At 74.2% G+C, this 25,504-nt stretch carries 21 protein-coding genes and 2 pseudogenes; 14 read left to right on the top strand and 9 right to left on the bottom strand.

All coding sequences use genetic code 11. From position 1 onward, the window contains the following. Positions 1 to 118 precede the first annotated feature (118 nt). From J5Y04_RS04165 to J5Y04_RS04175, 3 genes are all read right to left on the bottom strand, one after another. Entirely contained in the window at positions 119 to 784 is a 666-nt protein-coding gene (locus J5Y04_RS04165) for a hypothetical protein (RefSeq protein ID WP_209410394.1), read from the bottom strand. Next, positions 784 to 1,701 (bottom strand): hypothetical protein, encoded by a 918-nt coding sequence (locus J5Y04_RS04170; protein ID WP_209410395.1) that lies wholly within the window; start codon positions 1,699 to 1,701, stop codon positions 784 to 786. The genes J5Y04_RS04165 and J5Y04_RS04170 overlap by 1 nt, the downstream gene beginning before the upstream one ends. Before the next feature lie 127 nt (positions 1,702 to 1,828). Beyond that, entirely contained in the window at positions 1,829 to 2,164 is a 336-nt protein-coding gene (locus J5Y04_RS04175) for a hypothetical protein (protein ID WP_209410396.1), read from the bottom strand. A gap of 736 nt (positions 2,165 to 2,900) precedes the next feature. Here J5Y04_RS04175 and J5Y04_RS43885 point away from each other — a divergent pair. Beyond that, positions 2,901 to 3,095, top strand: a pseudogene (locus tag J5Y04_RS43885) (helix-turn-helix domain-containing protein); the annotation flags it as partial. Between the two features lie 264 nt (positions 3,096 to 3,359). Beyond that, positions 3,360 to 4,016: a helix-turn-helix domain-containing protein gene (locus J5Y04_RS41360; RefSeq protein ID WP_245204221.1), complete on the top strand. Its 657-nt coding sequence runs from the start codon at positions 3,360 to 3,362 to the stop codon at positions 4,014 to 4,016. A 228-nt stretch (positions 4,017 to 4,244) separates the two neighbouring features. Here J5Y04_RS41360 and J5Y04_RS04185 read toward each other — a convergent pair whose 3' ends face one another. Both J5Y04_RS04185 and J5Y04_RS04190 read right to left on the bottom strand, forming a co-directional pair. Then, on the bottom strand, positions 4,245 to 6,998 hold the full coding sequence (locus tag J5Y04_RS04185) for an FtsX-like permease family protein (RefSeq protein ID WP_209410398.1): 2,754 nt from the start codon (positions 6,996 to 6,998) through the stop codon (positions 4,245 to 4,247). After that, positions 6,995 to 7,783 (bottom strand): ABC transporter ATP-binding protein, encoded by a 789-nt coding sequence (locus J5Y04_RS04190; protein WP_209410399.1) that lies wholly within the window; start codon positions 7,781 to 7,783, stop codon positions 6,995 to 6,997. Before J5Y04_RS04190 ends, J5Y04_RS04185 begins: the two co-directional genes overlap by 4 nt. Positions 7,784 to 8,169: 386 nt before the next feature. Between J5Y04_RS04190 and J5Y04_RS04195 the strand changes: the two genes are divergently transcribed. The 9 genes and pseudogenes from J5Y04_RS04195 (at position 8,170) to J5Y04_RS04235 (ending at position 17,851) form a co-directional block, all read left to right on the top strand. Continuing rightward, complete coding sequence (locus tag J5Y04_RS04195) at positions 8,170 to 9,036, top strand: S-methyl-5'-thioadenosine phosphorylase (protein WP_209410400.1); 867 nt, start codon at positions 8,170 to 8,172, stop codon at positions 9,034 to 9,036. Between the two features lie 26 nt (positions 9,037 to 9,062). After that, positions 9,063 to 9,371, top strand: a pseudogene (locus J5Y04_RS04200) (DUF664 domain-containing protein); the annotation flags it as partial. Positions 9,372 to 9,700: 329 nt separating this feature from the next. Then, positions 9,701 to 10,438 (top strand): two-component system response regulator CseB, encoded by a 738-nt coding sequence (gene cseB / locus J5Y04_RS04205; RefSeq protein WP_307852914.1) that lies wholly within the window; start codon positions 9,701 to 9,703, stop codon positions 10,436 to 10,438. 5 nt (positions 10,439 to 10,443) lie between these two features. Further along, positions 10,444 to 11,769 (top strand): HAMP domain-containing sensor histidine kinase, encoded by a 1,326-nt coding sequence (locus tag J5Y04_RS04210; RefSeq protein ID WP_209410401.1) that lies wholly within the window; start codon positions 10,444 to 10,446, stop codon positions 11,767 to 11,769. A gap of 177 nt (positions 11,770 to 11,946) precedes the next feature. Next, the gene (locus tag J5Y04_RS04215) at positions 11,947 to 12,744 is read left to right on the top strand and encodes an ABC transporter ATP-binding protein (protein ID WP_307852915.1); all 798 of its coding nucleotides are present in this window, start codon (positions 11,947 to 11,949) and stop codon (positions 12,742 to 12,744) included. 109 nt (positions 12,745 to 12,853) lie between these two features. Then, on the top strand, positions 12,854 to 15,424 hold the full coding sequence (locus tag J5Y04_RS04220; RefSeq protein WP_209410402.1) for an ABC transporter permease: 2,571 nt from the start codon (positions 12,854 to 12,856) through the stop codon (positions 15,422 to 15,424). A 304-nt stretch (positions 15,425 to 15,728) separates the two neighbouring features. Next, entirely contained in the window at positions 15,729 to 16,601 is an 873-nt protein-coding gene (locus J5Y04_RS04225) for a heavy metal-binding domain-containing protein (protein ID WP_209410403.1), read from the top strand. A 1-nt stretch (position 16,602) separates the two neighbouring features. Then, positions 16,603 to 17,466 (top strand): heavy metal-binding domain-containing protein, encoded by an 864-nt coding sequence (locus J5Y04_RS04230; RefSeq protein WP_209410404.1) that lies wholly within the window; start codon positions 16,603 to 16,605, stop codon positions 17,464 to 17,466. After that, a complete protein-coding gene (locus tag J5Y04_RS04235) occupies positions 17,459 to 17,851 on the top strand; it encodes a hypothetical protein (RefSeq protein WP_209410405.1) in 393 nt (130 codons plus the stop codon). Before J5Y04_RS04230 ends, J5Y04_RS04235 begins: the two co-directional genes overlap by 8 nt. A 200-nt stretch (positions 17,852 to 18,051) precedes the next feature. On the opposite strand, the gene J5Y04_RS04240 is transcribed toward J5Y04_RS04235, so the two are convergent. Together J5Y04_RS04240 and J5Y04_RS04245 are read right to left on the bottom strand one after the other, a co-directional pair. Then, a complete protein-coding gene (locus tag J5Y04_RS04240; RefSeq protein ID WP_307852916.1) occupies positions 18,052 to 18,876 on the bottom strand; it encodes a TIGR03619 family F420-dependent LLM class oxidoreductase in 825 nt (274 codons plus the stop codon). Between the two features lie 400 nt (positions 18,877 to 19,276). Beyond that, positions 19,277 to 19,690, bottom strand: a complete 414-nt coding sequence (locus J5Y04_RS04245) for a VOC family protein (RefSeq protein ID WP_209410406.1) — start codon at positions 19,688 to 19,690, stop codon at positions 19,277 to 19,279. A 262-nt stretch (positions 19,691 to 19,952) separates the two neighbouring features. Here J5Y04_RS04245 and J5Y04_RS42800 point away from each other — a divergent pair, with 262 nt between their 5' ends. Further along, positions 19,953 to 20,384 carry a DUF397 domain-containing protein gene (locus tag J5Y04_RS42800; protein ID WP_307852917.1) on the top strand — a complete coding sequence of 144 codons (432 nt, stop codon included), beginning with the start codon at positions 19,953 to 19,955 and terminating at the stop codon, positions 20,382 to 20,384. A gap of 222 nt (positions 20,385 to 20,606) precedes the next feature. Here the strand turns inward: J5Y04_RS42800 and J5Y04_RS04255 are convergent, their stop codons facing one another. After that, complete coding sequence (locus J5Y04_RS04255; protein WP_209410407.1) at positions 20,607 to 21,470, bottom strand: alpha/beta fold hydrolase; 864 nt, start codon at positions 21,468 to 21,470, stop codon at positions 20,607 to 20,609. Positions 21,471 to 21,514: 44 nt separating this feature from the next. Further along, a complete protein-coding gene (locus J5Y04_RS04260) occupies positions 21,515 to 22,804 on the bottom strand; it encodes an MFS transporter (RefSeq protein ID WP_209410408.1) in 1,290 nt (429 codons plus the stop codon). Positions 22,805 to 23,087: 283 nt separating this feature from the next. On the opposite strand from J5Y04_RS04260, the gene J5Y04_RS04265 reads away from it, so the two are divergent. Both J5Y04_RS04265 and rox read left to right on the top strand, forming a co-directional pair. Then, positions 23,088 to 23,873, top strand: a complete 786-nt coding sequence (locus tag J5Y04_RS04265; protein ID WP_245204223.1) for a phosphotransferase enzyme family protein — start codon at positions 23,088 to 23,090, stop codon at positions 23,871 to 23,873. Between the two features lie 187 nt (positions 23,874 to 24,060). Beyond that, a complete protein-coding gene (gene rox, locus J5Y04_RS04270) occupies positions 24,061 to 25,488 on the top strand; it encodes a rifampin monooxygenase (protein ID WP_209410409.1) in 1,428 nt (475 codons plus the stop codon). Positions 25,489 to 25,504 lie beyond the last annotated feature (16 nt).

Consider the following 25,504-nt stretch of genomic DNA (forward strand, 5'->3'; position numbering starts at 1 on the left):
AGCCGGAACCGTTCCTGCCGCGCCCGAACAACCCACCGTCTCCCAACGACCTGGTCTCCCCGCTGGACCTGGTGGTCCGGTCGGCGGGCCCCGGGGAGACGGGGGCCCGCCGACCGGGTCAACAGGGACCGAGGACCTGACTGTCCGTCACCAGCCAGCGGCCGTCCCGCTGGGCCAGCGTGTAGTGCGCCAGCTGGTTGGGCCGGTCGACCAGCTGGCCCGGGTCCTGCTGCCCGGACGTGGCGTCGTACTGGAGCCACTTCCGGACGGCGACGCAGTCCTCCAGCGCGGCGGTCTGCGCCCGGACCTCGATGCCGCGCACCGTGTGGTCCACCGGGCCCTTGGCGACCAGGTTGCGGGTGCCGAGGGCCTGGAGGTTCTGCCGCAGCTGGGCCAGCTGGTTGCCGGCCGCGCGCTCCGGGAGGCCGGCACCGTCCGCGCCGGAGCCGTCCTTGCCGGGGTTGGCGTTGGCCTGCAACAGGCTGTCCCAGTAGGCGAGGTAGTCCTTCCGGACGGTGTCCTGCTCGGCCGTCCACTTCGGCTGCCCGCCCGCGGCCGCGTCCTGGCCGGAGTCCTTGCCGCAGCCCGACGCCCCGGCGGCCACGAGGACGGCCGCGACGAGCGGCAGGGCCACCGCGCGCAGCCCGCGGGCCCGCGTCGGAGCGGCCTGTGCCGCGCGGGCCTGCACCGGAGCGGCCTGTGCCGCATGGGCCTGTGCCGGGCGGGTGGCTGCCGCGCGGGTGGCTGCGGGTCCGGTCCCGGCCGGTCCGCCGGAGGTGGCCATCAGCCGCCCCCCAGCGCCTTCTTGACGACCGCCATTCGCTGGGCGGCGGCGTCCTTGACGGCCTGGAGCCCGGACTCGTTCCGCGCGATGAGCGCCTTCTGGTAGCCCTCCTCGACCGCGTACCAGGTGGCGAGCAGCTTGGCCTGCGTCTTGCAGCCCATGTCGGCGGTGGCGGTGTCCCGCTCCTTCTGGCCGACCGGGTCGGGCCAGGCGGCCGCGCTGGCGTCCACCGGGGTCTGGTACTGGTAGCCGAGCCCCTTCATGCAGCTGCTCCAGGCGTCCAGCGCGGCCCGGACCCGGGTGTCCTCACCGGTGAGGCCGTGCGCCTGCGCCCGCAGGTCGCCGACCAGGTCGCTCTTGGCCTCCGGGATCTTGGCGTCGGCGAGCTGCCGGTCCATTGCCGCGTGGCAGCCCCGGTCCGCCGTCGTGCCGTTGGTGGGCCCGCCGGGGCGCATGTCCCCGTTGAGCGCCTTGCCGTACTCGGGCGACTCGTTGGGCCGGCCCTCGGCGGTCGGCACCGAGCCGCCGCCCGCGGCCGGCGGCGGCCGGTGGTAGCCGGTCTGCTTGGCCGCGGTCAGCGAGAGGATGCCCAGCCGCTCGGAGTCGATCGGCGCGGGCGGCGGCTTCTGCCCGGCCGCCGCGGGCGTGTAGTCGAAGCCCTTGGCCTGCATGCAGGTCCGGGTCGCCTGCTCCCGGGCCTGGACGAACAGGAGGCTGTCGCCGGAGCTGATGCCGTAGCCGTCGAGCGGCAGTGCCACCTCGGCGCCGTCGGCCGGTTCGGTGAGGACGGCGGGGATGGCCGGCGCCGGGATCTTCTCGGTCGCCGAGCCGCCGTCCTTCGAACTGCTGCACGCCGCCGCCAGGAGCACCGCGCTCGCGGCCAGGCAGAGGCGGCCGAGTCGCGCACCACGGAACATGATCGGTCTCCGTCCTTACATCTCGTTCGTGTCCGGGCCCGGACGACCGGCCAGGGGCCACCGCGGGTGCTCGCCCCGCGGTGGCCCCTGGCTGCTAAGCCCCTGTGCCGTCAGCGACCGGGGGTGATCAGCAGTGGTACGTCGTGTTGTAGGCCCACATGTAGCTGTTGGCGCTGTAGTTGGTGGCCCAGAAGGACCCGTTCGCCAGGTAGTGGTCCTTGTAGGACCAGCCCGTGTTGCCGTTGATGTTCTGACCGGTCACGTAGCAGTAGATCCAGGCGGACTGGTCGGAGTAGCCGCGGCCCTGAAGCGTGCAGCTGGTGTTGGCGCAGGTGCGCAGGGCCACGCCGCCGTCGCGGGTGTCGTACCCGCCCCAGCTGCCGGCCGAGGCCACGCCCGCACCGGCGCCGACGGCGCCGAGGCTCAGCAGTCCGGCGGCGGCCGCCGTCGCGATCTTCCGCATTGCTCCTCCTGATGGTTACGAGAGAATCCGCCGCCCTGGCCGGACGGCGGGTCGAACCTTTCAGGCGGACGGCTCCGCCGATCGAATTGCCCGTGATCAGCAGCCGTTCGCACGGCACTGATCCTGCCGGGCATTCAAGCACAGGAACAGGAACCACCTCCAGAAGTTGACCGGAAGAGCGGCCCGGACCGGTGAAAATTCGGGGAAACTTCCGGTGCAGTACCGGAATCCGGCTTCGCAGAATTCCGGGCCGGCGGAAATTCCGGACAGTGCGGGGCGATCCGTCCGGAACGAGGGTCCGTGGGGCCCCGTGGCCGGCCGCGCGCCGGCGTTCCCGGACGGGTCCCGGCAGCCCTCCCACCGGGTCCGCGGGCCGGTGGTTCGTGGGCGCCGGCCCCGGCGTGATGCCGGATCGTCCTTCACTGACGGGTCCTCATACGGCAGAATCGGTCCGCCGGTACCATCGCCGGCACCCTGATCCCGCTCCGCCGCAGGCCCCGCACCGAGGTGGCCGTCCGTGCGGTCGCACGTCCACGAGCCCTACCGGGCCCGGCGGGCGAGAGGCGGACCGGCCGGCGAACGGTCGGCCTCCGGAGCGGTGGAGCACGGGCGCGTCCCGCGGGATCGCGGTGCAGAGTTGCGTACGTATGCCGTGCGGCGGGGTCGGACGGGGAATCCGGCCGACAGTTCGCGCGCGTTCACGGCAATTTTCACGGGGGAGTACGGGGGAACTTCTATGAGTCGAAGAGCGGATAAATTCGGTCCATTGCTGCGATCGGAGCGCAGGCGGGCGGCGTTGAGCCAGGAGGAACTCGCCGACCGCTCGGGGGTCACCGCCAGGGCGATTAGCAACCTGGAACGCTGTTGTTGTCGCCCGAGGGGGCAGACCGTCCGAAGACTGGTCGAGGCGCTGGAATTGCCGGAATCCGAGGCCGCCGCACTGCACCGCGCGGCGCGCGGGGTCGAGGCCTCCGGCGGCCCGGCAGCGGGGCTGGATCCGGGGCCGGAGCCGGGGCTGCCGTCCTGGGGGGAATCGGAGGCCGGTCGGGAGGTGGTGCAGGGCGTGGAACCCCCGGCGGAGCCCGGCGTTTCCGCGGAGTCGGAGTCGGAGCCGGAGTCGGAGCCGGAGTCGGAGTCGGAATCGGAGCCGGAGTCACCGGGGGAGCCGGCCCTTCGCCCTTTGACGGAGGCCGAGTTGAACCGGTTGCTGGCCGGCCTCGCCCTCCTGGATCCGGCCGCGACGGCGGGTTCCGCCGGGCCGGTCGGCTTCGGCCGCCTGCTGCGGCTCCAGCGCCGGCGCGCCGGGCTGAGCCAGGAGGAACTGGCCGGCCGTTCGGGGCTGACCGCCCGTGCGATCAGCAACCTGGAACGCCACCGCAGCCGGCCCCGCGGGCAGACCGTCCGGCGGCTGGTCGAGGCCCTGCAGCTCCAGGGTGCGGAGGCCTCGGCCCTGCACGCCGCGGCCTCCGCGGCCGAGGCGGCCGCGACCGCTGCCACGCCCGCCCCGCTGCCGGTCCGCCCGCCCGGCCGGCCCGGGGTCTCCTGGGCCGGGCCGCCCACGCGGCAGCCGCCGCCGTACGCGGATCCGACGCTCCCGGACGTGGCGGCCGCGCTGCGCCGGCTCCGCGTCGGCCTCGGCCGGTGGAGCACACCGGGAACCGGTGCGGGGGTGCCGACAGGGCCGGTGGGGCCGGAGCCCGGAGCCTTGGAGATGCCGGCCGACGCCCTGGCCGGTCTGCGGCCCGCGCTGCGGCTGGCCACGACCGTGATGCTGGCCCGCCCCGAGCTGTACCGCGACACCATCTCCGAGTGCCTGAACCTGCTGTACGGCCTGACCGAGGCCACTCCGTGACGTGACCTGATGTGACGTCACGCCAGGTTGTGGCGGCGCGTGGTGAACGGTCTTCTCCGCTGTACGTCAGGGGGGTTCGCGCCGCACGCGCCGATCCGTACCACCCGCACCACCCGCACCAGTCCCAACCACCCTGCCCGGGCACGGCTTCGGCCCGGTGGCGCTCCCGGGAATCCCCGGGAGCGCCACCGGGCCTGACGGGCCTCGGCCGCCGTCCCACTCGCCGTCTCAGCCGAGGCGGCGGGTGAGCGGGGCCCGGGAGCGGGTGAACAGGCCGGTGAGCAGGCCCGCGAGGAGCGGGACGGCCAGCGCGGTGAGCGCCATCTCGCCCCAGGGGACGACGACCGGGTTGGTCGCGCCCGGGTAGTCGATGGCCCGGGTCCTGAGCAGGGCGAGTGCCGGGACGAACCCGTTGACGGTGCCGAGTGCCGCGCCCAGTACGGCGATCACCGCGCACTGCACGCCGGAGAGTCGGCGGCGGATCCCCGGCGGTGCCCCGATGGCGGCCAGGGTGGCCTGGTCGCGCCGGGAGTCGGCGGCGGCGAGGCCGGTGGCGATGCAGGCGGCGCCGAGGACGACCAGCGCGGCGAAGCCGGTGAGGGCGAGGGTGGGCAGGTCGCCCTTGGGCTGGAAGCCGCGTTCGACGCTGAGCTGGGCCAGCGGCGCGAGCCGGTCGGTGGTGGCCTCCGCGCGCTGCTGCGAGCGGTGGTCGGGTGCGGTGGCGGGCAGCCAGACCGCGCCGACGGGCCTGACGGTCACGCCCTGGCCCAGGCCCTCGACCGTCCTGGCGCCGACGACGCCGGCCCCGTAGCGGGCGGCCGCCGGGTTGTCGACCAGGACGGCGTCGACAGCGATCTCCTTGATGTCCTGCCTCGGGGTGGAGCCCGGCTGGGGGGCGCTGGTGAACCCGCCGGTGAGCTGGAGCAGCACCTTGCCGTCGTGGATCCGGGAGGCGTCGAAGACGACGGCCTTGCCCGCGGCGAGTGCCTGGTCGGCGGCCGGGTCGCGGAGGTCGAAGGCGTTGTGCAGGACGGCCGCGTCGCCGACGACGAGGGTGTTGAGGCCGGGCACGCCCAGCCGGGGGGCGCCGCCCTTGACGGTCACCTCGCTGGAGCAGCCCTGGCACCAGGAGTACAACGCCTGGGAGAGGTCGGCCCGTTCGCCGAGGCCGGGCATGTCCTGTTCGACGGCCGACCGCAGCCGGGGGAGCTGCGGGTCGCCGGGGGTGACGGCGAGGGTGACGGCGTTGACCGGGGTGTGCGGGCGGTAGGTCTCGCGGTCCCGCGCCTCGGTGCTGGCCGTGTAGAGCCCGACGGCCACCGAGCCGGCGACGGCGGCCATGACGGCGGCGATGGCCGGGGCGGTGCGCCCGCGGTGGCGGGCGGAGTCGCGCAGGGCCAGCCGGCCGCTGAGCGGCAGGAAGCGGGCGAGCCGGCCGCAGAGCGAGACCAGCAGCGGGGTGAGGGCGAGCAGGCCGAGTTCGGCGGTGACCGAGCCGGCCAGCACCATCAGGGTCATCCGGTCGAGGCCGGCGAAGACGGCGATGCCACGGCCGGTCCCGTCGTTGGTGCCCACGGCGAGGAGCGCGGTGGCCGCACCGGTGACGAAGAGCACGGCACCGAGGGCGGTGGTCCAGCGGCTCGGCGGCTTGACGGTGTCGCGGCCGGTGAGCCCGGCGGTGACGCTCTGCCGGGCGGCCTGGAGAGCGGGCAGAGCGGCGGCGAGCAGCGCGGTGACCAGGCCGACGAGACCGATCGCCGCGAGGTCGGTGGCCCGGAGGCCGAAGTGGCCGAACCGGTTGCCGGCGGTCTCCTCGATCCACGGCCGGAGTGCGGCGACCAGGCCGGTGCCGCCGACGACACCGAGGGCCGCGCCGGCCACGCCGAGCACCAGGCCGCCGCCGAGGACGACGGCCGCGACGTGCCCGCGGTCGCCGCCGCCGGCCGCGAGCAGGGCCAGCTGCCGACGGGAGCGGCGGGCGCCGACGGCGAAGGCGGGCCCGGCGAGCAGGGCCACTTCGAGCAGAGCCATGCCGGCGACGGTGGCCGCCACCACGGCGGCGTTCTTCCGGGGGGAGTCGTCGAGGCTGAACCTCTGGGGGCGGTACGACAGTTCCGCGTCGGCGGGCGGGTGGAGCACGGCGGTGCGCGCGGTGGCGGTGAACCCGTACTGGTTGAGCCGCTGGACGCCGGCCCAGTCGAGCGGCTTGCCCGCCTCGGCCTTGACCAGCCAGGACGCCTTCGCCGTGGCCTGCTCGGAGAGCCCGGTCGGGGCCTTGGCGGCGGGGGCCAGGGCCGTGAGCGCCTCGACGACCTCGCCGGGGCGGCCGACGAACTCGACCTTGCCGAGGTCACCGGGGTGCTCCACCACGCCGGTCAGGGTGAACGGCGTCTTCTCCAGCCCCTTGAGGGTGGTGGTCGAGCCGATGCCCAGCCCGGACTCGTCGAGGAAGGCCCGGGTGACGGCGGCCTCGTGCGGGGCCTTCGGCGCGCGGCCCTCGACCAGGGTGATCCGGCCCTTCCAGACGGGGTCGGTGAGGTCGGCCTCGGCGGTGTCGGTCTGGAGCAGGCCGTGCCGGGACGCGGCGCTCGCGGTGGGCCCGGGGCCGGCCGGCAGCAGGGTGGCGCCGGGCAGCAGTTCCCGGAGCAGGTCGGCGGGGACGGTGCCGGCGCCGCGGGCCTGCTCCGGCGTCGGGGCCTGGCCCTCCCGGGGAGCGACGGCGTAGGCGCCGTCGTCGGCGAACGGGAGCTGGTGCACGGTGCTGCCGGGGGCGTAGGCGGTGAGGTACGCGTCGGCCCCGCCGAGCAGCCGTTCGGTCCGTTCGGCCGGGGTGAGCTGGCCGCTGCGGTGGACGATGTCGGCGCCGGTGACGCCGAGGACGGGAAGCGCGATCATGGCGACGACGAGGGCGCTGCGGCCCTTGGCGCGCAGGGCGTCGCGGCGGGCGATGCGCAGGGTGGCCCCGAGTGAGCGCAGCTTCATCGGGCCTCGATCCCCTCGTGCCGGTGGGAGCGGCCGTGGCGGGCGGCGGTCCGCACCAGGGAGTCGGCGTTGCGGCCGACGGTCTCGTCCACGATCCGGCCGTCGCTGAGGAAGACGACGCGGTCGGCCCAGGTGGCGTGGCGGGGCTCGTGGGTGACCATCATGGCGGCGGCGCCGGCGTCGCAGCGGGCGCGCAGGACGGTGAGGACGGCCTCGCCGGTGGCGGAGTCGAGGGCGCCGGTGGGTTCGTCGGCGAGGACGAGGCGGCGGTCGCCGATCAGGGCGCGGGCGATGGCGACGCGCTGCTGCTGGCCGCCGGACATGTCGTCGGGGAAGCGGTCGGCGAGCTCGGGGATGCCCATCTCCTCCAGCGCGGCGACGGCCCTGCGCCGGGTTGTCCGCCCTGCGGCGCCGTCGAGTTCGAGGGGCAGGGCGATGTTCTCGGCGGCGGTGAGCGCCGGGATCAGGTTGTAGTCCTGGAAGACGTAGCCGACCGAACGGCGGCGGACCTCGGCGAGCCGCTTGCGGCCGAGCCCGCCGAGGGCGACGCCCTCGACCAGGACCTGACCCTCGGTCGGGCTGTCCAGGCCGCCCGCGAGGGAGAGCAGGGTGGACTTGCCGGAGCCGGACGGGCCCATCACGGCGACGAACTCGCCGGGGTGGACCTTCAGGTCGACCCCGCGCAGCGCCTGCACCTCGGCCGCGCCCCGGCCGTGGACCCGGGTGATGTGGTCGAGGTGGAGCACGGGCGTGGTGGCGCTCCTGCTGGGACTGGTCTGAGGCATGGGTGTTCCCCCTCTGGAGGTGGCACGGCGCCAGGTGGCACGGCGCTTCTGATGCGTGGCACGGCGATGTGGCACGGCGGTGTGGCACGGAGTGGTGCGCACGCCGACGTGACACGCCGACGTGGCGCGGTGGTGTGTGGCACGGCGAGGTGGCACGGCGGTGTGGCGCGCCGCCCGGCCGTGGACCGGGTGCGACGGCGGAAGGGCCCGTGGACCGGCCGGGCGGGGTTCGCCGTGACCGGGTCGGACCTGCATACCCAGTATGTATACCGCACCCGCCGGGGAAAAGTATATGCAGTCCGCCGACATATCAGTCGAGGGGTCCGCCGCGCCCGTCGTGCGCCTACGCTGGCCGGGCCGGTACAGCTGAGGAAAGGTTGATCGACATGGCGGACGTGACGGCCCATCACACCGGGCCCGGCCAGGCCCCGCGCGCGGAGCTGGGCGTGATCGGCGGCTCCGGCCTGTACGCGCTGCTCGACGACGTCACCGAGGTCGCCGTCGACACCCCGTACGGCCCGCCCAGCGACTCGCTGTTCCTCGGCGACGTGGCCGGCCGCACCGTCGCCTTCCTGCCCCGGCACGGCCGCGGCCACCGGATCCCCCCGCACCGGATCAACTACCGCGCCAACCTCTGGGCGCTGCACGCCCTCGGCGTCCGGCAGGTGATCGGGCCCTGCGCGGCCGGCGGGCTGCGCCCCGAGTACGGCCCCGGCACGCTGCTCGTCCCGGACCAGTTCGTCGACCGCACCTCGGGCCGCGCGCAGACGTTCTACGACGGTCTCCCGCTGCCCGACGGCTCGCTGCCCGAGGTGGTCCACGTCCCGATGGCCGACCCGTACTGCCCCGTCGGCCGGAACGCCGCCCTGGCCGCCGCCCGCGGCGCCGCCTGGGAGCCGGTCGACGGCGGCACCCTGGTGGTGATCGAGGGCCCGCGCTTCTCCACCCGCGCCGAGTCCCGCTGGTTCACCGCCAACGGCTGGTCGGTGGTCGGCATGACCGGCCACCCGGAGGCCGCCCTCGCCCGTGAACTCGGCCTTTGCTACACCTCGATGGCCCTGGTCACCGACCTCGACGCGGGGGTGGAGAGCGGCGAGGGCGTCACCCACGCCGAGGTGCTGGAGGTCTTCGGGCGCAACGTGGACCGACTGCGCACCGTGCTGTTCAAGGTGCTGGAGGGCCTGCCCGCCACCCGGGACTGCATCTGCTCGCACACCCTGGACGGCCTCACGACGGGCCTGCCCGGCGTCTGACGCCCGCCCGCCGGCCGCCACCGGGCGTCAGGCGGGACCGGCACAACCGGCTCGGCCACGGCGAACCGCTGCCGGAGCTGTACGGCGAGCGCGACGCGGACTTCGACGGCGTCGTCGCCGACCGGGCCGCGGTGGACGCCGCCTTCGCCGACCTGGAGCGCGAGCAGGCCGCGACCGACGCCGCGCCGGCCGCCCACCCGGACCTGGGCGAGCGCGTGGGGAAGGACGCGATCGCGGTGCGGGAGCTGATGGTGCACCGGATCGACGAGTACGCCCGCCACTGCGGGCACGCCGACCTGCTGCGCGAGTGCGTCGACGGAAGGGTCGGCCAGTGAGGCCCGCCGCCCGACGGGTTTGTATCCGGCGGGTATCAGGGAGCGCTCGGCCTGCCGTCGATCCGGTGCGCAGGGCCCGCGGCGGAGGGGGCCCGGGCGCGGCAGCGCCCGGTCTGCCCGGGCCGTCGCCGACCGGGCTGACCTGGGAGTTCGCGGGCGGGTGAGGGGCACGGGCGGGGCCGGGCCCCCTCCGGGCGGCCGGGTCACCGTGCCCGGTGTCTGCCGTATCGTTCCTTTCGTGTCGCCGGACGCCCACCGGGCCGCGTACCAGTCGTGCGTGCGGCCGGGCGGCGCCCCACCCGAACGGTCCGAACAGGAGCACCCTGCCCGTGTCCTCGTCCGCCCCGGCCGGGGCCGCCCCACGCCCCGTCCGCGTCCTGCTGGTGGAGGACGACGACCTGATGCGCCACTCCTTCACCGTCGCCCTGGAACGCTACGGCTACGAGATGCGGGCCGCGGCCGACGGGCTCACCGGGCTCGAACACTTCCGGGACGAGCCCTTCGACCTGCTGATCCTGGACGTGATGCTCCCCGGGCTGGACGGGATCGGCCTCTGCCGCAGGGTCCGGGAGACCAGTCTGGTGCCCGTGCTGATGATGTCCGCGCGCGGCGACGGCCTCGACGTCGTCGCCGGGCTGGAGGCCGGGGCGGACGACTACGTGGTCAAGCCCGTGGACACCTACGTGCTCGTGGCCCGCATCCGTTCGCTGCTGCGGCGGGCGACCTACGCGCCCGCCCCCGTACCCGGGCAGGCCCCGGGCGGGCCGCCGCCGTCCGCGCAGGAAGTGCTCGTCTTCGGGGACCTGGTCATCGACACCGCCGGCATGGAGGTGTCCCTCGCCGGAAGCCCCGTGGCGCTGACCCCGACCGAACTCAAGCTGCTGCTGGAGTTCGCCGCCCACCCGGGCGTCGTGCTGGAACGGCACACCCTGCTGCGTGACGTCTGGGAGTACGGCTGGGACGGCGACAGCCGGGTCGTGGACCTGTGCGTGCAGCGGCTGCGCAGGAAGCTGGGCCGCGAGTGGATCGAGACGGTCCGCGGTTTCGGCTACAAGTTCAGGCGCTGACGCCGGTGCGAACGTTCCGCCGGCTGCGGCCGGTCCGCGCCTCCCTGCGGTGGAAGATCGCCGCGCTGGCCGCGGTCACGGCCTGCCTGGTCGCGGCCGCGGTGGGCGCGCTGGTCCACCTGTGGACCGCGCACGACATCCGGGACCGGGCCGAGGCCCGGGCGTTCAACACCGTGTACTCGGCCATGGACGTCTACCGGCGTACCGGGGCGCTGGCCGACGGCGCCGAGCTCGACCCGGCCGCACTGCCGGCCCCGCTGCGCCACCCCGCCGACGGCGACCGGCACACGGCCTACGACGGAAGCGTCGAGGGGAACCTGGGGCCGAGCTACTGGGCCGCCCAGCGGACCGGCGGCCCGGGCAGCCCGGTGCTGGCCGTTCGGGTCAACACGAGTCCGGAGCTCTACGGGCTGCACCGGCTCGACGTGACCATGACCGTCGCCTCGCTGGCCGCACTCGCGGCCGCCGTGCCGCTGGCGGTCTACGGGGCCGGACTGGTCGCCCGCCGGCTGCGGCGGGTCTCCGAGACCGCGGCCCGGATCAGCGCCGGGGACCTCGACGCCCGCACCGGGCCCACCGACGGCCACGACGAGGTGGCCGACATCGCCGCCACCGTCGACCTCATGGCCGACAGCCTCGGCCGGCGCCTGCACGCCGAACGCCGGTTCACCGCGGACGTGGCCCACGAGCTGCGCACCCCCGTCGGCGGTCTGCTGGCCGCCGCCGACCTGCTGCCGCCCGGTGAGACGGAGGACCTGCTCCGGGCCCGGGTCCGTGATCTGCGCGGCCTGGTCGAGGACCTGCTGGAGATCTCCCGCCTGGACGCCGGGGCCGAGCAGCCCGTCCGCGCCCGGGTGCCGCTCGGCGCCGTGGTTGCCGAGGCCGTGGCACGGACGGGCCTCGCCACCGAGGTCACCGTCGTGCAGGTGGCGGAGGCAGAGACCCTGGAGGCCGCGGAGGCCGCGGAGGCGGCGGAGGCCGCCGACGCACGGCGTGGCGCACGGGACGCCACGACCGTGGAGACCGACCCGCGCCGCCTGGAACGGATCGTCGGCAACCTCGTGATCAACGCCCACCGGCACGGGGCGGCCCCGGTGCAGGTCACCGTCGACGGCCCCACGGTCGTCGTGCGCGACCACGGCCCCGGCTTCCCGGCGGACCTGCTGCTGCACGGCCCGCGCCGCTTCCACACCGGCGCCACCGGGCGCGGCACCGGCCACGGGCTGGGCCTCACCATCGCCCTGGGGCAGGCCCGGCTGCTCGGCGCCGAGCTGCGACTGGACAACGCCCCGGACGGCGGCGCCGTCGCCACCCTGCGCCTGCCGGCCTGACCGCCGCGGTCCGACCGCCGGCCCGACCGTCGGCGGTGCCCCCCGTGGGCCCACCGGCCGTCCCCCTACAGAACTGCTACGAAGCGGCGCGGACGCCGATACACGCCGGCCCAGGCCCCGATACGTTCCCCGGACACCCTTCGAAGTGCACCTTCCCGCACCCGAAGAGGAGTCCCCGTGCTCACCGACCCCCTTGCCCCGTACACGCCGCACACGGCGCCCGGGATCGCCGCCGCCACCACGGACCTGACCAAGGTCTACGGCAGCGGCGACACCCGGGTGGTGGCCCTGGACCGGGTCAGCATCGGCTTCCGGGAGGGCGAGTTCACCGCGATCATGGGCCCCTCCGGCTGCGGCAAGTCGACCCTGATGCACTGCGCCGCCGGCCTCGACTCGCCCACCGCCGGCTCGGTGCGCATCGGCACCACCGAGCTGGGCACGCTGGGCGACCGGCAGCTGACCCAGCTGCGCCGTGACCGGGTCGGCTTCGTTTTCCAGGCGTTCAACCTGCTGCCGACCCTGACGGCGCTGGAGAACATCACGCTCCCGCTGGCCATCGCCGGACGCCGCCCCGACCGGCAGTGGCTGGACCGCGTGGTCTCGATGGTCGGCCTCTCGCAGCGCCTCGACCACCGGCCCGCCCAGCTGTCCGGCGGGCAGCAGCAGCGCGTCGCGGTCGCCCGCGCCCTGGCCTCGCGGCCCGCGATCGTCTTCGGCGACGAACCGACCGGCAACCTCGACTCCCGCGCCGGGGCCGAGGTCCTGGGATTCCTGCGCGACTCGGTGCGCGAGCTGGGCCAGACCGTGGTGATGGTCACCCACGACCCCGTCGCCGCCGGGTTCGCCGACCGCGTGGTCTTCCTCTCCGACGGCCGCCTGGTCGACGAGATGACGCGCCCCACGCCGGACCGGGTCCTCGACGTCATGCTGCGCCTCTCCGGGGGGAGCCCCGAGGCCGCCGCAATCACCGGCTGAGCCCCGCGGAGCGCCCCGCGGCCCCAGCCGCGGCCCCACCCGTAGCCCCTCCCGGACCTCGCTCCGCGGATCCACCTTCCGGACCTCCTCACCTCCTCGAAAGCCGCCCATGCTGAGAACAGCCCTGCGCAACGTCCTGGCGCACAAGGCCCGTCTGGTCATGACCGTCCTCGCGGTCTGCCTCGGGGTCGCGTTCGTCTGCGGCACCCTCGTCTTCGCGGACTCGACCGCCGCGGCCTACCGCGCCGCCGCGTCGAGAAGCTTCGCCGACGTCGCGGTCACCGTGACGGCGAAGACGCCCCCGCCGGGCACGGCCGCCGACCAGCGGGACGACGCGCTCGACAGCGCGCTCGACGACGAGCTCGTACGGAAACTGGCCGCCGTGCCCGGCGTCGCCGCCGTACGGCCCTCCGCCGACGGCCGGGCCGCCCTGAACGCGGCGGACGGCAGCCCGTTGCGCGTAAGGCCCGGGGCGAACCCGGCCGCCGCCTACCTGCCCGGCAAGGACGGCAAGGACGCCCGCCACCCCCTGGTCGAGGGCCGCGCCCCGTCCGGCGGCGACGAGATCGCCGTGGACAGCGGCACCGCCGCCGCCGGCCACTACCGCATCGGCGACACGATCACCCTGGCCACCGACGGCCCGGCCATGACCAAGCGGCTCGTCGGCATCGTCACCACCGAGGACACCCGCGTCACCGCGGCCGGGACCCTCACGCTCTTCGACAGGGCCACCGCCCAGCAGCTGTTCGCCACCCCCGGCCACTACACCGCGATCGACCTCTCCGCCGCACCCGGCACCGACCAGTACGCGCTCGCCCGCCGGGTCACCGAGCTGCTCCCGGCCGGTCGGGCCGAGGCCACCACCGGTGCGGCGCAGGCCGCCCAGCAGGCCGTCTACGTCGACACCCTGACCCGCGGTTACCGCAAGACGCCGCTGGTCTTCGCCGGGGTCTCGCTCTTCATCGGCTCGTTCCTGGTCGTCAACACCTTCGCCATGCTCGTCACCCGGCGCACCCGCGAGATCGCGCTGCTGCGGGCGATCGGCGCCTCCCGCCGCCAGGTGGTGCGCTCCGTCCTCGCCGAGGCCTTCCTGGTCGGCCTCGCCTCCTCGGCGGCCGGCTTCCTGCTCGGCCTCGGCGTCGCCTCCGTCCTGCCGGACGTCCTGGGCGCCGACGGCAACGCCCTGCCCGACGGCCCCCTGGTCATCGGCGCCCGGTCGGTCGCGGCCGCGCTGTTCGTCGGGGTCGGGGTGACCGTGCTCGCCGCCTGGCTGCCCTCCCGCAGGGCGGCGAAGGTCGCGCCGATCGAGGCGCTGCGGACCGCCCAGCAGCCGGCGACCGGCCGGTTCCGCACCCGCGCCGCGGCCGGCCTGGGCCTGCTCGCCGTCGCCGTCGGCCTGCTGGTCCCGGTCACGGGGGCGAAGGACGCCTCCGAGGAGAACCTGCGGAGCGCGATGCTCGGCTGCGGCGCCCTCGTCGTCGCCCTGACCGTGCTGGCGCCGATCCTCGCCGTCCCGGTGCTCCGGCTGACCGGCCGGCCGGCCGGGCGCATGGGCATCACCGGCCACCTCGCCCGGCAGAACGCGCTGCGCGACGCCCGGCGCACCGCCGCCACCGCCGCCACCCTGCTGATCAGCACCGCACTGGTCACCGGCCTCGCCGTCATCGGCGAATCCACCGGACGGGCCCTCGACCGCCAGGCCGCGGCCGGCCTCGGCGCCGACTACGTGATCAGCACCGGCACCACCACGACCGGCATCGACCCGGCCGCGGTGCAGCGGGTGGCCGGCACCCCCGGCGTGCGGACGGCGAGCGCCGTCGCGGACTCCGCCCTGTTCATCGGCGGCGGCGTCCGGGACGTCTCCGGCGTCGACCCCGGCACCGTGGACGACGTCATGACGCTCGACTTCGTCAGCGGCTCCGCCAAGGACCTCGGGCCCGGCCGGATCGCCCTGTCCAGCACCGTCGCCCGGGAGAACGGCGTGACCACCGGCGGCCGGGTCAACGCCCGCCTCGGTTGGGACCAGGACTTCGCCGGGTACACGGTGGTCGGCGTCTACCGGGACAACCCGACCGCGCACGACGCGCTCGGCGCCCGCGGCGACGTCCAGCGCAGCGCCTTCAAGCCCGGCTCCGTCCAGCGGGTCCTCGTCCGCACCGAACCAGGTGCGGCCTCCGCGGCCACCCGGGACCGGCTGCGCGCCGCCGTCGGCAACAACCCGCTGGTCAAGGTGCAGGACCGGCCCGAGCTCGTCCACGAGGCCGCGGGCGCGATGGGCAACCTGCTGACCCTGATGTACGGGCTGCTCGCCATCGGCGTCGTGATCGCCGCGCTCGGCATCGCGAACACCCTGGCCATGTCGGTCGCCGAACGCACCCGCGAGATCGGCGTCCTGCGCGCCGTCGGCATGGACCGTGCCGGCGTCCGGCGGATGATCCGGCTGGAGGCGGTGACGGTCGCAGCGTTCGGCACCCTCCTGGGCCTGGCCGGCGGACTGTTCGGTGCCTGGGCGGTCGGCGCGCTCGCCAACGGCGCGATGAAGCAGTACGCGTTGGTGCTGCCCTGGGGGACGCTGCTCCTCGTGTGCGCGCTCTCCCTGGCGGTCGGCGCGGCGGCCGCCGCCGTCCCGGCCCGCCGGGCGGCCGCGCTGAGCCCGCTGGAGGCCGTCGCGGAGGTGTGACGCCCGGCCGGAGGCCATCTCCCGTGCAGTCCCGCCGTCCCCGGCGGGGCTGCACGGGCGTCAGGGCCCGCGCCCGGTCCTGGAGTGCCCTGCAACCGTGGGCCCGGTGAGACGGCCCTTCGCTGCAGGCCGCGGCCGCCCCGCCCGCCGACGCCCGAAGGCGACGGACGCGTCCTCAGGAGTCGGCACGGGGCGGGCCGTTGGAGTTCGTGATCACCGTTCCGCCGATCACTTCGATGACATAAGCTGCCGAACGGCGACGCGATCCGCGCGGTGAGCCGGGAGCACGTTGGTACAGGAGTCGATGACACACCGACGAGACGCCGGTCGGCCGGGGGCCGCTGCCGACGGGACGGCAGAGTCCCGGGCCGGCAACCCCTGGGACTCGACGCTGTCGTCCGAGGAGTTCGCGGCGGTCAAGGGCGTCGGGTTCGATCCGGTCGGGCAGGTCCTGGGCACGGCCGTCTTCAACATCGGGTACACCGGCGTCTGGGGCTGTCCCGGCGCGTGGTCGGCCGTAGACGGCGTGAAGGCGCCGTCCTCGGCGTGGGAGTCGTCCTTCGAGCCGTTGGTGAGGACGCTGTACGGGGCGCGCAGGCTGGCGCTGGCCCGCGCGGTCGCCGAGTGCCGCGCGCTCGGCGGCGACGGGATCGTCGGGGTGAGGCTGCGGATCGAGGCGTTCCCGGCGGGGGGTCTGGAGTTCACCGCGTGGGGCACCGCCGTCCGGGCCCGCTCGCGGATCCGGCCGCACCTGCCCTTCACGTCGCACCTGGGCGGCCAGGACTTCGCCAAGCTCATCCACACCGGATGGGTTCCCACCGGACTCGCCTTCGGCATCGCCCTCGCGATCCGGCACGACGACTGGCGCACCTCCCGCCGGATCCGGTGGACGGCCGGGAACCAGGAGGTCGACGGCTACACCCAGCTGATCAACCACGTCCGCCACGACGCCCGGAACCGGCTGGCCCTCGACGCCGCGAAGCACGGCGGCGACGGGGTGGTGGTGGACGAGGTGGAGTTGACGGTGAGCGAGAGCGAGTGCCCCGGGTTCGGGTACTCGCGCGACCTCAGCGCGGAGGCGGTCCTCATCGGCACCTCCATCGCCCGGTTCGGCCGCTCCGGGCGGCCCGCCGGGCCCAGGCCACTGACCATCATGAGACTGGAGCGCGAGCGCTGACATGACCGAGCGAACGGGGCGGGAACTGACCGGGGGTGCCGCGCAGCCGGCTGCGGAGGGCGTACCCGAGGACGCGATGCGGCGGCTTGCGCAGCTCCGGCCGGGGGAGAAGGGCTCGCTCTTCACCTCGGACCTGACGGTGAACGAGTTCCTGCTGGTGCGCGAGGCCGGCTTCCGCCCGCTCGGCCTGGTCCTCGGCTCCTCGGTCTACCACGTCGGCATCCAGCTCGGCCGGTGGTCGAAGAACCAGGAACTGACCAAGCTGTCACAGGCCATGTACCACGCGCGCGAGCTGGCGATGGGCCGGATGGAGGCGGAGGCGAGCGCCCTGGGGGCGGACGGGATCGTGGGGGTGCGGCTGGACATCGAGTTCAAGGAGTTCGGCTCGGACATCGCCGAGTTCATCGCGGTCGGCACGGCGGTCAAGGCGGACGGCGCGGACCCGGGGCCGGGCGGGACCTGGCTCAACAACAAGAGCAAGCCGTTCACCTCGGACCTGTCCGGTCAGGACTTCTGGACGCTGATCCGGGCCGGATACGCGCCGCTGGACATGGTCATGGGGTCCTGCGTCTACCACGTGGCGCACCAGGGCTTCACCCAGGCGCTGGGCAACGCGGGCCGCAACGTCGAGGTCGAGCAGTTCACCCAGGCGCTCTACGACGCACGCGAGCTCGCGATGAGCCGCATGCAGGCGGAGGGGAAGGCCCTGGAGGCCGAGGGGATCGTGGCGGTCCAGCTGCGGCAGCACTCGCACACCTGGGGGTCGCACACCACCGAGTTCTTCGCCATCGGGACGGCGGTGCGCCCGCTTCGCGACGACCACGTCATCGACCGGCCGACCATGGTGCTGAGCCTCGATGCCTGAGACCGAGGTGGAACTGCTGGCCGCGGCGCTGCGCCGGGACAGCGCGGACCTGAACCTCTACGCCGAAGTGCTGTCGGCGAACCTCGCGGACTCCCTGCCGCCCGGCGCGGTGCAGGTCAGGCGCAGGCGTTCCGTCACGGAACGGATGGCCGGGCGCGCGGGATCGGTCACCGAACTGGACGTCGCGCTCGGGGAGCAGCGGCTCTCGCTGCGGATGGACCGGGGCCGGGTGTCCGGGGAGATCTGCCACGAGGTGCGGGGCATCGTGCTCTCGCGGCGCCAGGTGGGCCTGGACGAGTGGATCGACGCCCTGGCCCGGTCGCTGGCCGAGGTCGCGGCCTCGAACGCCCGTGCCCGCGAGGCCATCGAGCGCTTCCTGCTCTGACCGGTCCGGCTGGTCCGACCGCCGCCGACCCCCGCGTCCGGGGGTCGGCCGTCGCCGCCGGCCGAAGGCGGCCGGGCCGGTGTTGTGGCAGCACCAACTCGGTGCGCCACCGGCGCGGCGGCGCCACGAGGGCGCCGCCAACGCCTGGCAGCCCTGAAGTCGGCAGCTCGATCAACCCGGCGGCCTCCCCGGCCACGGCATCAGGTGAGTCGCGGGGCGACCTCGGCTGCAACCCACTCCATCGCCTCTCCGACATGCTCGGCCGCGACAGGCAGCCACAGGGTGCAAGCGGAAAGCCCTGCCTCGGCGAGCTCCCTGAGGTCGGCGGCGACGCTCGCCGCGGTGGGTGCAGCACCACCGAGTGGTCGTCCCGGTGGCGGAACCACCGCGGGGATGCCGGGCGGAGTGAGGAACGCGGCTGAAGCGAGCGTCAGGCGGCTGGCGTTCCCGGTGTCGCCGGCGAGGCCGTGCAGGCGGCGCCGGACGTCACCGACCTCCGCGGCGTCGGCGCCGGTGCCGTACCAACCGTCGCCGAACCGCAGCGCACGGCGCAGGGCGGCGTCGCTGTGGCCGCCGACCCACACGGGCGGACCGCCGGCCGTGACCGGAGGCACTCCCAGGCGCGCCCCGTGCAGTGTCGTGAACGGCCCCTCGAAGTCTGCGGGGCGCCTGGTCCACAGGGCCTTGGCGGCGGCGAGGTGGTCGTCGGTCCGCGCACCACGTTCACGGGCGGGTACGCCGACGGCAGCGAACTCGTCCGGGTTCCAGCCGGTGCCGACGCCCAGGACCAGGCGGCCGCCGGAGACGACGTCCAGAGTGGCCGCTTGGTTGGCGAGCACCAGCGCCGGGTAGTACGGCGCGACGAGTACGGACGTCAGCAGCCTCAGACGCGTCGTCGCCCCTGCAACGGCCGACAGCAGAACAAGCGGGTCCGTGTCGAGGCCGAACCCGCTGTCCAGGAGGCGGTTGCCGACCGCGACGTGATCGAAGCCCAGGTCTTCGGCGTGGCGGGCGGCGTGGAGCACGCCGGTTCCGTCGTCAAGCGGCCAGCGCGGTTGAAGGGAGACGCCGAGGCGCAGCGGGGGCATGAGGTTGCCTTTCGGTGGCAGTCCGGTGGCAGTCCGGTGGCAGTCCGGTGGCAGTCCGGTGGCGACACGACGACCGCCCGACCGCCCTGTCGCCACACCCAACCCCGCACCGCCTCCGTTTCATCCCGGCCGGGACGCAGCGGATCACCTATTGCTCCGCGCGGTGCTCGCCGGCCAACTCCGGGGACCCCGCCGACCGGTGACCTTCCCGGTCGGGGCGCCACGGTGGCCACGAGGTCTCCGGTGTCGGGTTCTTCCGGGCCGTCGAGCCCTCACCGGAGACCTCGCGCCGTCTCGATCAGGACGCGTCGGCGCTCAGCTCACTTCGAAGCACGGCCTACTGGTCGTGCTCGGGCCAGACGGGGCCCTGATCGGTCCAGACGACACCCTTGTTGCGGCAGAGGCAGAAGGGGTGGCCGATGGGGTCGGTGTAGACGCGGAAGCCGTAGCCGTCGGGTTCGATGCAGTCCCGCTGCAGGGTCGCGCCGAGAGCAAGGACGCGGCGCTGTTCGGCCTCGATGTCGTCGACCTCGAAGTCGAGGTGGAACTGCTTGGGGTGCTCGCTGTCGGGCCACTGCGGGGCGCGGTAGTCCTCCACCTGGATGAAGGCCAGTTCGATCCCGCCGAACTGGATGCCGGCCCAGTGCTCGTTACTGCTCTCCTTGACCGGGAGCCCCGTCACCTCGGAGTAGAAGGCTGCCAGCTTCATCGTGTCCGGGCAGTCGATAATGAAGTCGGTGAGTCGTAGCATCCCGCGATCTTGCCACAGGGCCACCTGAGCTGGACCTCGAGGAGGCCCTGGCTGGCGCCGCATCAGGCGTCGTTCGCCTTGGCGACGACTTCGCGCAGCCGTTCGTCGGCGGCGGGTCGGGTTCACACGGCGTCGTGCGCGCGGGGCCTGCCGGGCTGCTGGACGGTGACGTCGTGAGGGTGGTCGAGCCGCTGGACGGTGACGTCGTGAGGGTGGTCGAGCCGCTGGACGTGCTCGGGCTTGGTGGTCCACTCTGCAGCGAGTGGAGTTCCTGGCTGCGCGTCAGCGCGTGCTCGACAGGAAGAAGCCTCCGCTGATCCATGCCGTGCTGGACGAAAGCTGCCTGGTCCGGCCCATCGGCGGACAGGCCGTCATGCTCGAACAGTTGGAACACATCGCGGACCTGGCGGCCCGTCCGAACGTCACCATCCAGGTGGCGCCGTTCCATCTGGGGGAGAACCTGCCGTTCACGATGCCGGTGACCCTGGTGGATCTTCCGGGGTCCGGCGCGTCCTGGGCCAAGTCGTCGTACTCCGACAACGGCGGTCAGTGCGTGGAGGTCTCCGCGAGTTTCCCGGGTGCCGTCCCCGTCCGCGACTCCAAGGATCCCGAGGGCCCCGCACTCGTCTTCCCCCGCGCCGCCTGGCAGTCGTTCGTCGCCGGCGTCCAGGCCGGCGAGTTCGGCACTGTCTGACCCGGCCCGCACATGAGGACCCCCGACCGGCATACCGGGCGGGGGTCCTTTCGTCAGGACGGGGCGGGGCACCGTCGCGAGATGGTGATCCGGCCCAGGAGGGTGGCGAGTTGCCGGGAGACGATCCTCTCGCGCCCGCACGCCCGGCGTCAGGGACGCGGTGGCGCCCATCCGCACCGGGGTTCACGCGGCGGTCGGCCTCCGGGCCTCATCCGGCTCCGGTCACGATCCGGCGGGCAGGAGCGCGGCGATCTCACCCAGGACCCGGGCCGCCGGTGCCGGGTCGACCAGCCACTTCAGGTGGCTGCTGGTGAGCGTGCGGACGTCGTACGGGTTCTCCGGCGTCAGTGCGTCGCCCTCGTGGATCATCCGGTCCTGCATGGCGAGCGGCACGCTGGTGTCCTCGGTCAGCCGGACGTACGACCTGGGGATCCGCCCCCAGCTGTCGGCCTGCGCCCGGTCGTCGGAGGTGCCGGCGTCGAGGTTCTCGTCGGGCTGGAGGGTGTTGAGGAAGACCAGCAACTCCTCGTCCGTCCCGTCGGCGAGGAAGGCCGCCTTGAAGGCCGCGAGGACGCCGGGGTCGGCGGTGCGGAAGTTGGAGCGCAGCAGCCCGAGTTCGGCGGGGTTCGCGACCATCGCCGAGGCCAGCCCCGCGGCGTCGACCGTGGCCATCTCGGGCTCGGCGTAGTAGGCGCCGACGTCGAGGGTGACGGGGCACCAGGAGGAGACGTAGACGATGTGGTCGATCAGGTCGGGCCGCCGGTTGGCCGCGACCGTGGCCGTGATGCCGCCGCGGCTGTGCGAGACGAGGACGACCGGCCCGTTCCGCTTGGCCCGCTCCAGTATCCCGATGAGGTGCGCGGCGTTGTCGGCGAGCGTCACGCCCTTGATGGCCCCGGGCTCCGTGGCGAGCCCGCCGAGGTCCTGCGGCGCCTGGTAGGCCCGGGGGTACGTCGCGGCGAACCCGTGCCCCGGCAGGTCGACGGCGACCGAGCGGTGGCTGAGGAGGCCGAGTTCGGCCTGGAGCGGCGCGAAGGAGAAGGAGTTCGCGAAGGCTCCGTGGACCAGTACGAACGTCGGTTGCATCTGCACTCACTTTCTGCGGCGTGGAGCCGGAGGCCCACGGAGGACTACGCGGTCTCGGGAAGCGGGGCCTCGTCGGGCCGGCCGTCTGCCGTGCCGGCCGTGTCGCCGCCCGGGCGCCGGGTGCGCTCCGCCCATGCGGTCACCGGCGGGCCTGCCGCGCCCACGGCCGCGAAGAACGCGCCGAGCAGCAGCCAGCCCGCGTGTCCGAGCCCGAGGACCGCCGTCGTGAGGACCACCGGGGCCAGGGCCTGGCCGGCGTTGAAGCCGACGCCGAAGAAGCCCTGGTACTGCCCCTGGGCGTGGTCGGGGGCGAGACCGAAGCCGAGCGCGTAGCCGCCCGAGGACTCCCACACCTCTCCGAGACTGTGCACGCAGACGGCGAGGACGGCGAGCCCCGGCGCGACCCAGGCCGGAACGTCCGCGGTCAGGGCCATCAAGGGGCAGCTGACCAGGAAGAGCAGCCCCGCGAGGCGGAACGCCCGGCCGCCCTGGCGCGGTGTCTCCACCCGGGAGCCGATCCTGCTCTGGAGCAGCACGCAGACCCCGCTGTTGACCGCGGAGACCGCCGCCACGGTCCAGCGGGGCGCGTCGGTGTGGGCGGACAGCCAGATCGGCAGGAGCAGGGAGACGGTCTGGTACTGCAGGCCCATCGCGCCGTAGAGCGCGACGAAGGACACGTACGGCCGGTCGGCGAGGACGGCCCAGCGGTGGTGCTCCTCCGGCCGGGGCAGGGGCCGGTAGTTCGGGACGCCGCCCAGGGCGATCAGGCCGGCGCAGGCGAAGCTGGCGGCGTTGGCGAGGATGAGCACGGTGTACGCCGCGCGGGTGTCGACCGCGACGGCGAAGGCTGCGCCGCCGGTGCCCAGGACCACGCCGAGGTTGACGAACGTGCGGAGCTTCGCCATGAAGGCGGCCGGGCGTTCACCGCCGGCACGGGCGATGAGCGCACCGCCCGCGGCACCGCCCGCTGTTGCCGCCAGCCGGTCCAGGGTGGCGATGAGCGTGAACGTGACCCAGTCGTCGATGAAGACGAAGGCGGTCATCGCCGCGGCCTGCGTCGCGAAGGCCGTCAGCCAGACCGTGCGCGGCCCGTACCGGTCGGCCAGGTTCCCGGCCGGGATCCCGGCCAGCAGCCCGACCAGGCCGGCGACCGTGAGGCCGACCCCGACCCGCGCGGCGGGCAGGTGCACCACCAGCGTGAAGTAGAGCACCGAAGCGGTGTTGAACAGCCCGTTGCCCACCCGGTTGACGAAGCTCGCGAGGATGAGGGCACGCTGGGGGCCGCTGGGCGCCAGGAGGTCGGATATCCGTGGTCCGAAGCTCTTCCCGATCATGGGGAACAGGTTAACAGCGCCCCCCACGGGCACCCTCGGCACGTGCCGGGCCGTCCTCCCGCCCTGGACGGTTCCGCCGGTGCACACGGTGCCCGGCCCCCGTGCAGCGAGCGGACAACGGGCCGCCGATCCGGTTCCACCGTTCTGAACACCACTGCCGGGGAAGCGAACTGGCGACCGTTCAGAAACAGGAAGCATGCGGGAGACGCCTGCTGCGCACAGGAGGTCGGAGTGCCCGAGCTCCTGCGCGCGGTGGGCGTGGTGGGGCCGTTACCCTGCCCCGATGGAAGATCGCGAAGTGTTCGCCGGGGGAGTCAACCACGTGGTCCGGGAAGGGGATCGGGTGCGCCGCCCGGCCGGACCGTGGAGCGGGACGGTGCAGCGGCTGCTCGCGCATCTGGCCGACACGGGGTTCACGGGCGCACCGAAGCCGTACGGGGTGGCCGCGGACGGTGCGGAGGAGATCGTCGGGTACCTGCCCGGCGAGGTCGGGCACGACTTCGCCGCCCCCCAAGTACGCAGCGACGCCTCGCTGGTGGCGGTGGCCCGGCTGCTGCGCCGGCTCCACGACGCCACCGCGGACTTCGCGCGCGAGCCGGGCGATGTGTGGTACTTCCCGGCCCGCGAGCCGGCGGAGGTGATCTGCCACGGCGACGCGGCCACCTACAACACGGTGTTCCGCGACGAACTCCCGGTCGCCTTCATCGACTTCGACACCGCACATCCGGCTCCGCGACTCTGGGACGCGGCCTACACGGCGTACCGTTTCGTGCCGCTCTACGCTCCGGACGAGGTGGAGCTCACGCTGGAGGTACCGGAGGCCCTGCGCCGCCTGGCCCTGTTCGCGGACGGCTACGGGCTGTCCGGTGCGGAGCGGGCCGAGCTGCCCCGGGTCGCGGCCGAGCGCCTACGGGCACTGGTGGCGTGGATGCACGAGCAGGCGGAGGCCGGTCACCCCGCGTTCGCGCGGCACGTCACGGAGGGTCACGACCGCCGCTACCTGACCGACGCGGACTGGATCGAAGGCACCTTCGCGGCGCCCGCCGGGCCCGTTCACGACGGACACTGAAGGGCGGGACGAATTCCGGGACGGAACGGGAGGAGATTCGGGGCGGGAGGAACACCCACTCTCCGCCACTCTCAACTTATAGCGTACGGGGGGCCTTGCGGCAAGGCCCCCTTCGTGGCGCAGAATTGCCGACCGTTGCCAGGACCTGCGGAAATCCAGGGCCTGCGGAAATCAATGGGGGCTTTTGATGTTCGACGTGATCGTCGTCGGCGGTGGACCGACCGGGATGATGCTGGCCGCCGAGCTGCGGCTGTCCGGGGTGAGCACGGTGGTGCTCGACAGGATGGCCGAGCCGTTCGAGTTCGTCCGGGCGCTGGGCCTGCACGCGCGCAGCATCGAGGTGATGGACCAGCGCGGCCTGCTGGACCAGTTCCTCGCGCTCGGCCAACAGCACAGGGTCGGCGGTTTCTTCGCCGGGCTCGGCACCTCGTGGCCCGAGGGGCTGGACACCGCCCACTCGTACGTCCTCGGTATTCCGCAGCCCGTCACCGAGCGCCTGCTGACCGAGCACGCCGTCCGGCTCGGCGCCGAGATCCGGCGCGGCTGCGAACTGGTCGGGCTGAGCCAGGACGAGGACGGGGTGACAGCCGAGCTGGCCGACGGCACGCGGCTGCGCTCGCGCTACCTGGTCGGCTGCGACGGCGGCCGCAGCACGGTGCGCAAGCTGCTCGGCGTGGACTTCCCGGGCGAGCCCAGCAGGGTCGAGACGCTGCTGGGGGAGATGCAGGTCACGGCGGACCCGGAGACCCTGGCCGCGGTGTCGGCCGAGGTCCGCAAGACCCAGACCCGCTTCGGCTTCATGCCTCTCGGGGACGGGTTCTACCGCGTGATCGTGCCAGCCGAGGGGGTGGTCGAGGACCGCGGGGCCGAGACGACCCTCGACGAGTTCAAGGAGCAGCTGCGGGCGTACGCCGGCACCGACTTCGGCGTGCACTCGCCGCGCCGGCTCTCCCGCTTCGGTGACGCCACCCGGCTGGCCGAGCGCTACCGCGTCGGCCGGGTATTGCTGGCCGGCGACGCCGCGCACATCCACCCGCCGACCGGCGGGCAGGGCCTCAACCTCGGCATCCAGGACGCGTTCAACCTCGGTTGGAAGCTGGCCGCCGAGGTCAACGGCTGGGCACCGGAGGGGCTGCTGGACACCTACCACACCGAGCGGCACCCGGTGGCCGCCGACGTGCTGGACAACACCCGCGCACAGATCCAGCTGATGTCCGCCGAACCCGGCCCCCAGGCCGTGCGCCGGCTGCTGTCGGAGCTGATGGACATCGAGGAGGTGAACCGGCGACTGATCGAGAAGCTCATCGCGATCGGCCTCCGCTACGACTTCGGCGAGGGGCACGAGCTGCTCGGCCGGCGGATGCGGGACATCGGGCTGAAGCGGAGCCGCCTCTACGGGCTGATGCACGGCGGCCGAGGCCTGCTGCTCGACCAGACCGGCCGGCTCTCGGTGGCCGGCTGGGAGGACCGGGTCGACCACGTGGTCGACGTCAGCGACGAGCTGGACGTGCCCGCGGTGCTGCTGCGGCCGGACGGCCACGTGGCGTGGGTCGGCGAGGACCAGCAGGAGCTGCTCGGCGCGCTGCCGACGTGGTTCGGCGCCGCCGCCGGCTGAGCGTGCGGCCGTGCAG

The sequence above is a fragment of the Kitasatospora sp. RG8 genome, assembly GCF_017813315.1.
Lineage (GTDB): Bacteria > Actinomycetota > Actinomycetes > Streptomycetales > Streptomycetaceae > Kitasatospora.